General features: G+C 70.9%; 11 protein-coding genes. 3 read left to right on the plus strand and 8 right to left on the minus strand.

Features of this window, described 5'->3' with window-relative positions:
- The first annotated feature begins 245 nt into the window (after positions 1-245).
- A complete protein-coding gene (locus ACZ6IM_RS37590; protein ID WP_469563114.1) occupies positions 246-1,625 on the plus strand; it encodes a PP2C family protein-serine/threonine phosphatase in 1,380 nt (459 codons plus the stop codon).
- Positions 1,626-1,717: 92 nt separating this feature from the next.
- Here the strand turns inward: ACZ6IM_RS37590 and ACZ6IM_RS37595 are convergent, their stop codons facing one another.
- From ACZ6IM_RS37595 to ACZ6IM_RS37605, 3 genes are all read right to left on the minus strand, one after another.
- The gene (locus tag ACZ6IM_RS37595; protein WP_469563117.1) at positions 1,718-3,709 is read right to left on the minus strand and encodes a SpoIIE family protein phosphatase; all 1,992 of its coding nucleotides are present in this window, start codon (positions 3,707-3,709) and stop codon (positions 1,718-1,720) included.
- Positions 3,710-4,164: 455 nt separating this feature from the next.
- Positions 4,165-4,815, minus strand: coding sequence for a signal peptidase I (gene lepB / locus ACZ6IM_RS37600; protein WP_469563120.1), 651 nt, complete (start codon positions 4,813-4,815; stop codon positions 4,165-4,167).
- 342 nt (positions 4,816-5,157) lie between these two features.
- On the minus strand, positions 5,158-5,901 hold the full coding sequence (locus ACZ6IM_RS37605) for an SDR family oxidoreductase (RefSeq protein WP_469563122.1): 744 nt from the start codon (positions 5,899-5,901) through the stop codon (positions 5,158-5,160).
- Between the two features lie 156 nt (positions 5,902-6,057).
- Between ACZ6IM_RS37605 and ACZ6IM_RS37610 the strand changes: the two genes are divergently transcribed.
- Positions 6,058-6,984 carry a LysR family transcriptional regulator gene (locus ACZ6IM_RS37610; RefSeq protein ID WP_469563124.1) on the plus strand — a complete coding sequence of 309 codons (927 nt, stop codon included), beginning with the start codon at positions 6,058-6,060 and terminating at the stop codon, positions 6,982-6,984.
- Positions 6,985-6,986: 2 nt separating this feature from the next.
- Here ACZ6IM_RS37610 and ACZ6IM_RS37615 read toward each other — a convergent pair whose 3' ends face one another.
- Positions 6,987-7,910, minus strand: a complete 924-nt coding sequence (locus ACZ6IM_RS37615) for an SDR family NAD(P)-dependent oxidoreductase (RefSeq protein ID WP_469563126.1) — start codon at positions 7,908-7,910, stop codon at positions 6,987-6,989.
- A gap of 166 nt (positions 7,911-8,076) precedes the next feature.
- Between ACZ6IM_RS37615 and ACZ6IM_RS37620 the strand changes: the two genes are divergently transcribed.
- A complete protein-coding gene (locus ACZ6IM_RS37620) occupies positions 8,077-8,943 on the plus strand; it encodes a helix-turn-helix transcriptional regulator (RefSeq protein WP_052842710.1) in 867 nt (288 codons plus the stop codon).
- Positions 8,944-9,076: 133 nt separating this feature from the next.
- Here ACZ6IM_RS37620 and ACZ6IM_RS37625 read toward each other — a convergent pair whose 3' ends face one another.
- The 4 genes from ACZ6IM_RS37625 to ACZ6IM_RS37640 all read right to left on the minus strand — a co-directional run bounded on the left by ACZ6IM_RS37625 (position 9,077) and on the right by ACZ6IM_RS37640 (position 13,630).
- Entirely contained in the window at positions 9,077-9,703 is a 627-nt protein-coding gene (locus ACZ6IM_RS37625; protein WP_469563170.1) for a DUF2461 family protein, read from the minus strand.
- 278 nt (positions 9,704-9,981) lie between these two features.
- Positions 9,982-10,752: a sulfite exporter TauE/SafE family protein gene (locus ACZ6IM_RS37630; protein WP_469563129.1), complete on the minus strand. Its 771-nt coding sequence runs from the start codon at positions 10,750-10,752 to the stop codon at positions 9,982-9,984.
- Between the two features lie 284 nt (positions 10,753-11,036).
- A complete protein-coding gene (locus ACZ6IM_RS37635) occupies positions 11,037-12,074 on the minus strand; it encodes a beta-ketoacyl-ACP synthase III (RefSeq protein WP_469563131.1) in 1,038 nt (345 codons plus the stop codon).
- On the minus strand, positions 12,071-13,630 hold the full coding sequence (locus tag ACZ6IM_RS37640) for a wax ester/triacylglycerol synthase domain-containing protein (protein WP_469563133.1): 1,560 nt from the start codon (positions 13,628-13,630) through the stop codon (positions 12,071-12,073). The genes ACZ6IM_RS37635 and ACZ6IM_RS37640 overlap by 4 nt, the downstream gene beginning before the upstream one ends.
- Positions 13,631-13,660 lie beyond the last annotated feature (30 nt).

A 13,660-nucleotide genomic window follows, 5' to 3' on the forward strand; every position in this document is an offset into this window, starting at 1 on the left:
GTCATCACCATGCCGTCCCTCCTCGCCCGCCTCCTTCGTGTGGCCCAATCCGCCCGGACCGAAGCGATCCTCACCAGGCGGTGAGGCGTTACGCCGACCGGCTGCCCTTGGGCGGCACGCGTCCGGCTGCCGGGTGATGGTGACACGAGCCGGTTCGATCAGCGGCGGATCCGGCACGGCAGGCGCGGGATGCGGGACGGACACACGGGACGCCATGAGCGGACGGTGGAAGGGAGGCAGGCGCGATGGCGGCGGACTGGCAGGGGCCACCGGATGAAGACTCGGTCGACGAAGCCCCGGAAGAGTCCTACACCTCGCTGCTCGACCTGCCCCTCAGCTCGGACCTGAACCGTATCGGCGAGCAGTTGCACGCCCTGGCCCGTGCCCAGAGCACCTTGCAGGAGCTGCTTCAGGCAGTGGTGAACATCACCGGAGAGCTGGAGCTGCCCATGGTGTTGCGCCGCATCGTGCGCACCGCGATGGACCTGGTGGGCGCCCGCTACGGGGCCATGGGTGTGCTCGACCAGGAGGGCAGGCTCCTGGAGGAGTTCATCCCGCTGGGGCTCACCTCCAAGGAGCTGGCCGACCTGGACGGGGTGGAACTGCCCCGGGGGCGCGGCCTGCTGGGGCACTTGATCCACCATCCGGAGCCGTTGCGGGTCAATGACATCTCGCGCCATCCGGAGTCGGCCGGCTTCCCGCCCGGGCACCCGCCCATGCGTTCCCTTCTCGGCGTTGCGATCAGCGTGCGCGGGCAGGTCTACGGCAACCTGTACCTCTCCGAGCGCAAGGACGGGCAGCCCTTCGACCGGCACGACGAGGGCGTCATCCGCGCCCTGGCCGGTACGGCCGGCGTGGCGATCGAGAACGCCCGCCTCTACCAACAGGTCCGCAACAGCAGCGAGCAGTTCCAGCGGCTGCTGCTGCCGCACCTGCCCGACCTGCGGCCCTTTTCCGCCGGCGCCGCCTACCGCCCGGCCAGCGCCCCGGCCGCCGTGGGCGGCGACTGGTACGACGCCATGCTGCTGCCCGACGGAGCCTGCGTGGCGGTGATCGGGGACGTCGTGGGGCACGACCTGCGGGCCGCCGCCACCATGTCCCAGATCCGGAACATGCTGCGGGCCCTGTACTACGACCAGAGCGCCCCGCCCAGCTCCTCCCTCACCCGGCTCGACCGCATCATGAACACCGCCCTGGACGAGACGCCCATCGCCACCGCGCTGCTCGCCCGGCTCGAACCCTCCCACTGCGCCTGGCAACTGCGCTGGTCCAGCGCCGGGCACCCGCCGCCACTGGTGCTGCTGCCCGACGGACGGGTCCGCTACCTGGACAGCGAGCCGGGGATCCCTCTCGGGGTGGCGCCCGACCTGCCCCGCCCCGACCACTGCGAGGCCGTGCCGGTGGACAGCACCGTCGTGCTGTTCACCGACGGGCTGGTAGAGGTCCCCGGCCAGCCGCTGGACCGAGGGCTGGACGCCCTTGCCGTCACCGCCTCCCGGTTCGCCGGCCTGTCGCCGGACGAACTGTGCCGGGCGCTGGTCACCAACCGCCCTGGAGACGGCCACGACGACAAGGCCGTCATCGCCCTGCGCACCCCGCCCCTGACGGGTTACGCCTGCTCCTGAATCGCTCCCGGTCCCGGCGCCTCGGACCGCCACCCCACGAGCGCAGCGCACCGGCGCGCTCCCGACACGCACGTGCTCGGGTCAACGGCTTCTCAGTCGGGCGGATCGGCGCGGAAGGCGATCAGAGCGGTGTCGTCGCGGTTGTCGGAGAGGCTGTTCTGCAGGGAGCCGAGAAGTTCGGACAGGGGCGTGCCGCGTTGGTGCGCGGCCACGGTCAGAAGTCTGTGCTGGCCTTCGTCGAGGGATGCGGCGGGGGTCTCGATGAGGCCGTCGGTGTAGAGCAGGAGGGTGTCTCCGGGGGCGAGGGTGTGGGTGTGGCTGGTACGGGGGACGGTGGCGGCGACGCACAGCGGGGGATCCTCGTCGGTGCCGGAGAGGAAGTAGGGCTCGGCCTGGGCCGGAACGAGCAGGGGCGGCGGGTGCCCGGCGTTGGACCAGGTCATGTGCCAGGTGCCGTCGGGATGACGCCGCAGGCGGGCGTGGACGGCGGTGGTGAAGGAGGCGATGTCGAGCCCCTCGGCGGCGTCCTCGAGCATGGTCAGGACGGCAGAGGGCAGGCATTCGGGGCCGTTGTTCCAGGCCAGGCCCCGGAGCATGCTGCGCAGTTGTCCCATGGCGGTGGCCGCGGTGAGGTCGTGCCCGGCGACGTCTCCGATGTCGAGAACGAGGGTGCCGTCCGCGTGGACGACGGCGTCGTACCAGTCGCCGCCGATTTCGTTCGCCGAACTCGCCGGCTCGTAGCAGGCGGCGAGGCTCGCGCCGGGCACGGCCGGCGGGCTGGTGAGATGAGCGTGCTGGAGACGCAAGGCGGTCCGGCGTGCTCGCTGCAGGTCGAGAGCCTTGCGGATGGGCCGTTCCGCGAAGTGGAAAATCCTGTGCAGCAGTTCGGTGTCGGCGGGGCCGGGAGCGGGGGCGTCCCCGTTGGCGCTGGTGACGGCGTAGCCGAGGACGATGCCCTCGGCCGCCAGCGGGTACAGGGTCAAGCTCGTGGCGTCCGCGCTCCGGAGCCATTGCTCGGTGACCGCAGGGACGACGCCTGGCGGCACTCCTTCGCCCGCCGGCAGATGGAACGTGCAGGGGGTGCGTCTGGCCAGGACGTCCCGGACCGTGTCGCTGATGACGACCTTCTGGTCGCGCAGCGGAGGCCGGGCCGGCAGACCGTGGCGGGCCGAGGAGGCGGCCCGACGGGCCGTGACAGGAGCGTGCTCGGGCAGGGGCCACTCCTCGTGCTCCAGCAGCATGATCACGCAGGCGTCGGTCAGCTCCGGAACGATGGCCTGCACCACTGCGGCGAAGGCCTCGTCCAGACCGCCTCCGGACGCCTGTGCGATCTGTGCGAGTAGGTGTTCGCGCAGCGTGGCGCTCCACGTGTCCTCGATGTCGTCGGTCGCGGCGATCCATTCCTCGGCGCGGCCGTTGCGCAGGATGGGCACGCATCGAGTCGACACATGACGGTACGAGCCGTCGGCGGCCCGCACCCGGAACGTGGTCTCGAACACCCCCGGGGGCTCCTGAGCAAGTGCGGCACGCCAGGCACGGCGAAGGCCGGCCCGGTCACGGGGATGGATATACGCGTCCCACCGCTCGTCGATCCGGCCGTGCCACGGACTCCCGGTCAGCTGCTGCCAGCCGGGGACGAGTTCCTGCGCGGAACCGTCCGCACGCAGCACCCACACCATCTGCGAGACGGCCGTCACCACCGCCTCGTACCGCTCGAGGGCCATGATCTCGGCCGTGGTGTCCAGCGCGACGACCATCGCGCCGCGGCCTTCCACCGTGGTGACAGGCGTGCAGGAGTACACGAAGTACCGGGCCTGTTCCGGAGCGCCGGGGTCGGGCTCACGCGTTTCGGGAAGCCGGCGGGGCCGCCCAGTGGCGACCACATCGTCCAGCACGGTCAGGAACTCCTCCGCGTCCGGTTCGGGGAACGCCTCCCTCGCGGGCAGTCCGACGTGCCGCGCTCCCAGCAGCCTGGCGCACGCATCGTTCTGGTAGACCAACCGGTGCTCAGGGCCCGCGAACAAGGCGATCGCCGCCACCGTCTCGTCGAAGAGCCTCACGTCGAGAGCTCTCAGCGAGCCCATCACCGACCTCCCGGGCCCTGCGCCCGGTGCACTCGTGGCAGGCCAGGAGTCCACCGGAGCAGTGTCATCACCTCGTACACCCCTTCCACCGCCGGCCGTCGTGACCGCCGTCCGACACGCCCGCACCCTGACTGCCGGCCCCGCGTAGGGGCCACGCCGTCATCGCCGTCATCCGGACCCGCCCGACCCCGCTCGACACCCTGAGGTCGTCCGCGGCCATGAGAACCATCCAATGACGAGCCCACGCGTCACGCGCGCGGCCCTACGCCAAACGGGGCCCGCCGCCCCAACTCCCGCGCAGGGCGGGCAGCAGGCCGTCACAGACCCGACCCGTCAGGACCGCTGAGCACGATTCCCTGCTGTGCACAACCGCCCCCACACCGACCGAGCAGAGCCCGGTTCGCGTTGCGCAGCGGCTGCCCACCGCTTACGACGGAGGATTGAGCGGTTGACTCTCACTGCCGCCCGAGAGGCCCAGCCGCGAGCCGTCGCCGGACCGTGTACCCGCCGATCACCAGCCCGGCACCGACCAGGGTCAGCACGATCCCGAGCCCTCCGACCGCCAGCAGCACCGGCGGAACGACGAACCCCTCCCGCACGCGCCCGAGCACCCCCGAGGCCGCGACGCTGCCCGACTGCTCGTCGAGGGAGAACCGTGAGTCGTTCGAGTTCCCCCGGTTGTCACCCAGCAGGAACAACCGCCCGTTCGGCACCCGCACGTCGTACGGGGCAGCCGAGGAGCCCGACTCGTCGCGCCGCACGTAGGGTTCGTCGACCGGCTTACCGTTCACCGTGACCCGGTCGCCAACGCTCTCCACGTGATCACCGCCCGTTCCGATGACCCGTCGCAGGACAGGTGCGCCCTGGTATCGGCCGGGCACACGGACGAGCACGACGTCGCCACGGCGTATCCCGTCGGCGCCGATGCGCTCGACGACCAGGTGCTCGCCCCGGCGGTACGTCGGCTCCATCGACTCACCCTGGACGGTGACACCTTGATGACGCGCGAAGAAGTAGCCAGCGCTTCCCAGCACCAGGACCAGCCCGAGCGGGACCAACACCCAGCCGGCGGCCATCAGCCGGCCGCCCGCTCTCCGTTGCTGCATGAACGCCCCTCCCCGGAACCGCCCCGGGCGGGCGGACCAGCAGAGGTTAAGCGGTCCCGGACGGAAACGCACCTCCCGCCGTGACCGCACCCGCGGCGCAGCATCCGCCACGGCGGCTCGGGGAACGCCTGTCGCTCACCCGACGTCGACAGGGATCTACGGAGGGGCGGTCACCGTCGGCCATGAAGACACTGCCGCGAGCCTGGCCTTCATCGTCGCCCGGAGCCGCGGCCCGCACCACACCCTGCTGGGACACGACGCAGGTCGGGGACCACCGGACGGTCGGGGACGACATGAGCCACTGCTGCGGCGTACGGCCGTACGCCGCAGGCGGAGCATCGCTCAGAGCTGGGAGCCGCCGCCGTCCACGGCGAGTTCGGCTCCGGTGGTGAAGGTGGCGTCGAAGGCGAGGAAGACCACCGTCCTGGCGACTTCGGCGGGGGTGCCCATGCGCAGCATGGGATTGTCGGCTGCCATCTGTGCCTTGGCCTGCTCGGCCGCCTCCTTGGGCATTGACTTCTCCAGGATGCCGGAGTCGATCGGGCCGGGGCTGACCGCGTTGACGCGGATCTTGCGGGGGAGCAGCTCGCGGGCCAGGCTGCGCGTCATCGAGCGCAGCGCCGCCTTGCCGGCCGCGTACGCGCTGAGCAGGGGAATTCCCAGCACGTTCGCCACGGATGTGGTGAGCACGACGCCGCTGCCCTCCGCCAACAGCGGAGCGAGCTTCTGCACCGTGAAGTACGGACCCTTGGCGTTGATGGTCAGCAGTTGGTCGAAGAGTTCCTCGGTGGTCGCCTCGAACGGCGCGAAGCTGTTGACGCCCGCGTTGGCGAACAGGGCGTCGACCGTGCCGAACTCGGTCTTCACCCGGTCGGCCAGCGCGTCGATGTCGGGCAGCGACGCGGCGTCGCTGCGGACCGCGATCGCGCCGGGTCCGAGCCGGTCGCGCGCGGAGTCCAGAGCGGCCTGGTTGCGGCCCGTGATCAGTACGTGTGCCCCTTCGTCCACGAGCAGTTGCGCGGTGGCCAGTCCGAAACCGCTGCTGCCTCCGGTGATCACCACATGCTTGCCCTCGTACGCGCCCATGTCGGACACACTCCCTCTGTGAGAACGGTTGTCGGCTTTCGTCCGAGCGGTCGCTCCCCGCCGGACACCATCGAGTCAACAGCCGTACGATCGGGGCGTCCAAGACCTGTTCCGCACCCCGTTATGCAGGATCTGCATAACGGGTACGCTGCCGGTATGTCCGACGAAGCCCCGCCCGCCACGTCGCCTGCTCCCGGCCCTGACCTGGATCTGAGACTGGTGCGGTACTTCGCGGTCGTCGCCGAGCATCTGCACTTCGCCCGGGCTGCCGCGGAGCTGCACGTCGCCCAGCCCTCCCTGAGCCGCCAGATCCAGCGGCTGGAGGACGTCCTCGGGGTGCGTCTGCTGGAGCGCACCACCCAGGGCAGTCGCCTCACCGCGGCCGGCGCGGCCTTCCTCCCGCAGGCACAGACGCTCCTGCACACGGCTCGTCAGGCGGTGCTCACCGCCCGCGCCGCCGCCCCGCCGCGTACGGTCACCATCGGATATGTCGAGGACCTCGTCATCACCCCCGCGGTGCGGGACCTGCGCAGCCGTCACCCCGACATCCACGTCCGCACGCGCCACCTGGACTGGAACGAGGCCCGTGCCCTGCCCGAGGGCCGGATCGACGCGCTCGTCGTGCGCACACCGCTTCCGATCCCGGGCGACGGTCTGGACGTGACCGTCCTGTACGACGAGCCCCGGGCCCTCCTCGTGCCCGCGCTCCACCGCCTCGCCGGGAAGGAGTCGGTCACCCCGGACGACTTCGCCGACGAACCCCTCGTGGCCTGCGCCGGCATGGCCGCGCTGTGGACCGGGTTCTGGCGGCTGGACCCCCGTCCGGACGGCAGCCCGGCCCCACTCGGACCCATGCTCGTCGACACCTTCGAGGACAAGCTCGAAGTCGTCGCCGACGGCCGGGCCATCGCCCTCGTACCGGCCGACGACCGGCGCTGCACACTCCGCGACGACCTCGTCACCGTCCCCGTCGAGGGAGTCGAGCCCTGCCAGGTGGTGGTCGCCACCCGCTTCGCGGACGCCAACCCCCTCGTCGCCCACTTCAGTGAATCCGCGAAGAACTTCCTCGTCCGCGAAGCCTGAGTTCAGGCACCGTACGCCGCGATGAACCGTTCGGCGGCGTCCCAGAGCTCGGCCTCGCGCCCAGGGTCGTAGGACTCCTCGGACGACCGGGCCGCACGGGCGCGGTCCACGTAGGACCCGCTCGGCGCGCTGGTCGTGCCGAGGACGACGTCGGCGAGGTAGCGCCCGGCGGCACCGCGGCCGGTCGCGAACGGGGTGAGGGCCATGAGCGGCAGGATGCGGCGCATCGCGAACCGGGAGACGGGTCCCGCGTTCCGGGCGAGGCCGGTGCCGGGGACGAACCCCGGGTTGTAGGCGACGGCGTCGATCCCGGCCGGCAGCCGGCGCGCGTACTCGTGCACCAGATGGATCGCGGCCAGTTTGCTCGTGGAGTACGCGGTACGCCCGCCTGCCGCGGTGTCCGGCTTAGGGAAGGCGCCCGGACGGGCCAGGACGTCCGGGGACTTCCATGCCGGGCCGGGCACCATGCCCAGGTTGTGCTTGAAGTCGCCGAAATGGGTGTCGCTGGCGGTGATCACGATCCGGGCGGGAGCCACGAACCGGTCCTGGAGCAGGCGGACGAACAGGTGGTTGGCGAGCACGTTGATCGCGAAGGTCGACTCGAACCCGTCGGGCCCCTCGGTCAGCGCGTTCGTGTACTGCATGCCCGCGTTGCCCACGAAGCCGCGCAGCGGAGGCAGATCACCACGCTCCAGCCGCTCACGGATCCCGGCGGCGGCCGACTTCACGCTCTCGAGCGAGCCGAGGTCCGCCGAAACGTGCGAGACCCTGTGCGCGCCCTCGCTCAGCTCCGCGGCCAGGCGTGCGCCCTGGGACCCGCGTACGACGACGAGGAGGTGCACGCCTGGTGACCGGCGCAGGATCTGCTCGGCGGCGATGCGGCCGATGCCGCGGCTCGCGCCCGTCATCACGACGGTGTGCTGCATGGGAGGCCCTGCCTTCTTGCTCGGGGTGCGAACTGGTCCGACGATGGGCGCCCGGCGGGGCGCGTCACCACGTTCGCCGCCGGGGCCGCCGCCAACCAGTGCCCGCCCCGTCACTAGGACTGGCGGTACCCAGGCTCGCCGGGGGCCGAGCGGCGAGAATGGACCCATGGCTGCCTCCCGCTCCGACTTCGGTGCACTCCTGCGTGCCTGGCGCGACCGCCTCTCACCGGCCGACGCCGGCCTCACCGCGACGGCCGGCCGCCGTGCCCCGGGACTGCGCCGCGAGGAGCTCGCGCAGCTCGCCGGGCTCTCGGTCGACTACGTCCTGCGCCTGGAGCAGACGCGCGCGATGAACCCCTCGGCCCAGGTCGTCGGCGCCCTCTCCCGGGCCCTTCAGCTCTCCCGGGCCGAGCGCGACCAGTTGTACCGCAGCGCCGGGCTCCTTCCACCGCAGGACGGCACGGTCAGCACCCATGTCCCCCCGGGCATCCAGCGGCTCGCCGCGCGCCTGGGCGACGTCCCGATCGGGGTGTTCACCGCCGACTGGACCCTGGTGTGGTGGAACGCCATGTGGAGCGCCCTGCACGGCGACCCCACCGTCCTCCCGCCGGCCGAACGGAACCTCGCGTGCGCCCTTTTCGGCGATGGCGCGGCTCACGCCGCCCTGCGTCCCGTACAGTCCGAGCGCGGACAGGACGCCTTCGAGGCGTCCATCGTCGCCGACCTCAAGGACAGTGCCTCCCGCTACCCGGCCGACGCCCGGCTCGCCCGGCTCGTGCACGGCCTCCGGGAGCAATCCGCCGTCTTCGCTCGTCACTGGGCCACGCAGACATCGGCCGCCCAGCACACCAGCGACCGCAAGACGATCCGGCATCCAGAGGTCGGCGACATCCTGCTCGACTGCGACGTCCTGATCGTCCCGGGCGCGGACCTGCGCATGGTCACCTACACGGCAGCGACCGGCAGCAGCGACGCGGGAAAGCTCGACCTCCTGCGCGTCACCGGCGGCCGCACCGCCACCGCACGCCCCTGACACCAGGCGGTTCAGGCCGACGGCGCCTGAGCCCCGTCTGCGAGGACCGGAACTCGGGTGTCGGCTGCTGGACGGCATCCCTGCCCGCAACTCGCGCGGGAGTGGCCGGTGGTCCGGAGCGCGGTGGTGGGGATCAATAGGCGACGTGGTCGGTCAGCCAGGTGAGCAGTGGTTCGAGTTCCTCGTACGTGGCCAGCACACGGTCGACGACCTCCGGCGTCCGCAGCCGTTCGTCGCAGCCGAGGTACCGCACGGCGAGCAGCGACCGATGGCGCAACAACGTCGTTCGAGGATGGTCGGCGGGATACTCCCGGGGCGCGCGCTTCAGCACGTCCCCGCTGATCTCGAACCCCTTGCCGCGTAGTTCCGCCACGACATCGCCCAATACGGAACCACTTGCCTCGGCGGCGACCGCCGATCTGAACCGGCTGATCTGATCGGAGCCGGCGTACCACCACGCACCCTGCACGTGCAGGCCGTCCAGATTGAACCGCAGCCCGATCTCGACGTTCGGGGCGATGCGTACCACGGCGGACTGGTTCTGCCACCACCACGGTGTCTTTCCGTACCGCCACACGGAATGGTTCTCGAACGCGGGATCCGCCCGTGCCAAGTCATGGAGCAGCGAGACCATCGGTTGCCGCACGAGACGTTCACGATCCTTGCGGGTCTCGCGCATCACCTCGTGTGACGGCTCACCTTCAAGACGCAACAACACGTCGAATGCCGACTCGTCCCAACCGGCGAACCGCCTCGGCACATCCGTCAACTCCGGCCCTCGATCTCTTCGTCAGGGACATCGGTGGTGCCGCGCCACCGGTGTCAACGTCAACCGCGCATCGGGACCGTCTGCGGTACTCACAGGAGGCCGCGACTGCCTCACCCTACGGGGTGCGGGCCGGGCCACCTGGCTCTGTACACGAGAACGGGCTCCGGCCCACTTGGCGTGGAGAGCTCACCGGTGGTGATGTCAGTGGCCTGTGGTGAGATGGCCGCCCGAACATCTGCGGGCAGGTCAGGCGGATGGGTGCTGCACGGTCAGTGAAGGATCTGGACTGCGTAGAGCGCGCCGATTCCGGTGGCGAGGGTGCCGAGCATAAGCCGGAGGGCCGTCTCCGGCAGGTGCGGCTGGAGGCGTGCGCCGACGTAGCCGCCAAGAAGTCCACCGGCACCGCAGGAAAGGCCCAGCAGCCAGTCGGGGGCGACGTCGCCCGTGACAGCGAGGGAGAGCAGCGCGTAGGTGGCCGCGCCAACGATCGAGGTCACGAAGGTGGAGGCCAGGGCGGCGGGTGCGGCGGTGGCGACCGGTGTGCCGCGGCCGACGAGGATCGGTCCGAGCAGCGAGCCGCCGCCGATTCCGTAGATCCCGCCAGCCACACCGACGGCCAGGGCCAGCGCCGTCGTCGCGCGAGGCGAAGGCTCGTCGCGGGTGCGGGGCGGGGCCGGGCGTACGGTCCGCAGCCACAGCCACAGTCCGAGCGGCAGGAGCAGCGCGGCTATGAGGAGGCGGAAGACGCGGGGGCCGGGAACGGCGAAGACGCGGATCACGGCGCCGACGACGACGCCGGGGACGGTGCCCGCGATCAAGAGCCGGGGCAGCGTTCCGCCGAGCTGTCCGGCCCGCCAGTAGCGTAGGAGGGCGCCGGGGCCGGCCACGACGTTGTAGAGCAGGTTCGTGGGTGTCACGGCCGGGCTGGGTACTCCCAGCACACTGACCTGGACGGGCAGCAGGAAGACCGCTCCGGAGACGCCTACGGGGGCGGTGACGACGGATATCAGGAGCCCGGCGGCGAACCCGAGCAACGCCATCGACCACTCCACGACGTCCCCCCTCGGCACTCTCGAACCGTCACCCGGAACGGGCTGAGCGGCCCGCGACCAGCACAAAAGTACGCCACCGACCACCCTGCGGTGCGGCACGTCCGTCGGGCGCACGGCAGTTCATGAACACGGGCGTCGGAACTTCCGTCCTCGGTGCCGGGGTGCGCCGTGAGCGTGGCGTGATGGGCCTCGGCGATGGAGGCGGCGACGGACAGTTTGACCGGCGACGCCACCGGAGCGACGAACCCGTCATTGGTGATTGCCACGGGCGCTCAGGCGAGAGCCTGGAGGCCGGTGGGCCACAGCAGAGTGGTGGCCGCCCAGGTGAAGCCCGCGCCGAAGGATGTCACGACGACTCGTTGCCCGGCTTTCATCTGCCCGTCGATTGCGGCGTGACTCAGCAGCAGGGGGATCGAGGCCGCGGAAGTATTGCCGACCCGGGCGATGTTGGACGGTACGCGTTCGGCCGGAATCCCCAGGGCGTGGGCCGCTGCTGCGCTGATACGTGCGTTCGCTTGGTGGACGATCAGCCTGTCGATGTCCTGGGCGGCCCATCCCGCCGCGGTGGCTGCCTCTTGAGTCACGTGGGTGATGCGGCGCACCGCATGGCGGAACACCTCGTTTCCTTTCATGCGTACGTAGAGATTCTCCAGGTCGGCAGTGGTACGTGAAGGGCTCCGAGAGCCTCCGCCGGGGATGACGAGGGCGTCCGCGTGATCGCCGTCGCTGCCCCATGCGGCCGGTCCGACGGCTCCGGGTGCGTCGGCGGGTCCGGCTGTGAGTACGACTGCACCCGCGCCGTCGCCGAAGATCGGCGCGGTGGATCGGTCGGCCGGGTCGGTGACGGCCGACAGCTTCTCCGCTCCGATGACCAGTACGGTGCCGACGGTTCCCGCGTGGATGAGTCCCGCCGCGACGGTCGTCGCGTAGACGAAGCCCGAGCATCCTGCACCGAGGTCGAAGGCAGGCACCTGACACAGGCCGAGTTGGTGGGCCACCACCGGTGCGGTGCCGGGAACGTGATGGTCCGGAGTGGCGGTGGCCAGGATCACTGCGTCGACGTGCTCGAGCTCGGCCGACTTCATCGCCCGGCGTCCTGCCTCCACGGCCAGGTCGCTGGTGGCAGTCTCCGGATCGGCGACGTGTCGCTCGGCAATACCGATACGGGTGCGGATCCATTCGTCTGTCGTGTCCAGGCGTGCTGCGAGGTCGGCGTTGCTCACCTTCAGCGGGGGCAGATAGGACCCCAGGCCGATCAACCGCGCGGCAGGCGCCGGCGACGGAGGCATGGCTCTACGTGCAAAGATCAACGGTCTGTCTTCTCTGTCCGTTGAGCTACGAGGCTGACCAGGTCGTCCATGGTGGTCGGTCTCGCCAGCTCGTTCTCGGTGATCATGACGCCCAGGCGCTCTTCGAGAATCATGGACAGCTCGGTCACCGCCAGGGAGTCGATGCCCGCTTCCGCCAGCGTCGCCCGACGGGTGATCGATTCGGCCGGGAGGTTCCCCTGGTGGACCAGGATGCCTTTGATGAAGTCGAAATCGATGGCGACTGCGGTATCACGGGCAGCGGCAGGGGCGGGGAGCGTCACGCCGGCGTGGGGAAGCTGCTCCGCTCGGCTGCCCGCCTGCGGGTCGTCGTCAGAGCGCGGGAGGTCGCCCACGGCGTCGTGGAACAGACGGGGCAGCCGGTCCAGGCCGGGGAGGGCGGCGTCGGTAACGAAGCAGATGCTGGTGGTTCCGTTGTAGCTGCAGGCCACGATCGACGCCGGCTGGTGCCGGGGGAGCCAGGTGAAGGGCTGGAGGCGGGTGACGGGGTCCTGCTTGTAGCGCAACGGCCGGTGGATGGCCAGGTAGGACGTGCTGATGCCGGCCCGGTCGGGTGTGGTCAGCCGGGTGGCCAGGGCATGGAAGGCGCGTGCGGGGACGAGGTCCATCACGGAGCGCATGGCCTTGTGACGGGCCGGGTCTCTCGTGGTGCGGGTTGCGGCGATGACGTGGTCGAGGCGGCCTTCGGCTGTCGGTTCGTGGCAGGGCAGGGGCGCGGGTGCGAAGGTGAAGAAGTTCCCCGGCCGGTCGTGTTCCCCGGCCCGCCGCAGGTTGACCATCGTGATCGCTGGGAGCGTCCTGTCGGCGCCCCGGGGCCAGGATTGTGCCGCCCATGTGCGCAGGGCTCCGCTGAGGGCGGCCAGGAAGCCGTCGTTCGTGTCGCCGCCGCGGGCGGTGGCGGCGTGCCGCAGCCGTTGGGTGGGGACATCAGCCCAGTCGATGTCGCGGTGGCCGGCCAGGGGCAGCTCGGTGTCGTTCCAGGCGTTGTTGACGGCGCTTACGGCGAGCATGCCGCGCACGGTGCTCAGGTAGGCCGCGGCGCCTGCCCGGACCGCCGGGTGCCGGGTGGGCGCGGGTGCGGTGCCGAACAAGGCGGTCAGGGTACCGATCATGCCCACACCGTCCTGGGTGCTGTGGTGCGCTCGCAGGCAGATCGCATAACGCCCCGTGGCGTACCCGGCCAGCAGCCAGACGTCCCATAGCGGGCCCTCGGCGGGCAAGGGGTGCGCGATGAGATCGGTCACGGCTGTATCGAGGTGCTGGTGGCCTGAGGGGAGGTGCTGTTCGCGGACGCGGTGGTCGAGGTCGGGGGCTGGGTCGTGGTGCCAGCGGGCTTTGAGCCCGGGGCCGTGGAGGTAGTGGGTCAGGCGCGGTTGGTCCTTGAGGTGGGAGCTGACATGGGCGCGCAGCTCGCTGAGGGTTGGAGCGGTTCCTTCCAGGTGGAGGATCACTCCGATGGTCTGGGAGATCGTGGGAAAGGCCTGGGCCATGTCGTGCATGGTCAGGTCCATGGGCGTGGGACGCGGGGGTACGGTCACGGGGTTCTCCGCGGTGGTGGTTCGGTGGGG

The sequence above is a fragment of the Streptomyces sp. NPDC042336 genome, from assembly GCF_055581985.1.

Excerpts from the sequence above, each read along its gene's own strand:
- ACZ6IM_RS37590 (WP_469563114.1), top strand. The coding sequence starts at position 246 with ATGGCGGCGGACTGGCAGGGGCCACCGGATGAAGACTCGGTCGACGAA.
- ACZ6IM_RS37595 (WP_469563117.1), bottom strand. The coding sequence starts at position 3,709 with ATGGGCTCGCTGAGAGCTCTCGACGTGAGGCTCTTCGACGAGACGGTG.
- lepB (WP_469563120.1), bottom strand. The coding sequence starts at position 4,815 with ATGCAGCAACGGAGAGCGGGCGGCCGGCTGATGGCCGCCGGCTGGGTG.
- ACZ6IM_RS37605 (WP_469563122.1), bottom strand. The coding sequence starts at position 5,901 with ATGGGCGCGTACGAGGGCAAGCATGTGGTGATCACCGGAGGCAGCAGC.
- ACZ6IM_RS37610 (WP_469563124.1), top strand. The coding sequence starts at position 6,058 with ATGTCCGACGAAGCCCCGCCCGCCACGTCGCCTGCTCCCGGCCCTGAC.
- ACZ6IM_RS37615 (WP_469563126.1), bottom strand. The coding sequence starts at position 7,910 with ATGCAGCACACCGTCGTGATGACGGGCGCGAGCCGCGGCATCGGCCGC.
- ACZ6IM_RS37620 (WP_052842710.1), top strand. The coding sequence starts at position 8,077 with ATGGCTGCCTCCCGCTCCGACTTCGGTGCACTCCTGCGTGCCTGGCGC.
- ACZ6IM_RS37630 (WP_469563129.1), bottom strand. The coding sequence starts at position 10,752 with ATGGCGTTGCTCGGGTTCGCCGCCGGGCTCCTGATATCCGTCGTCACC.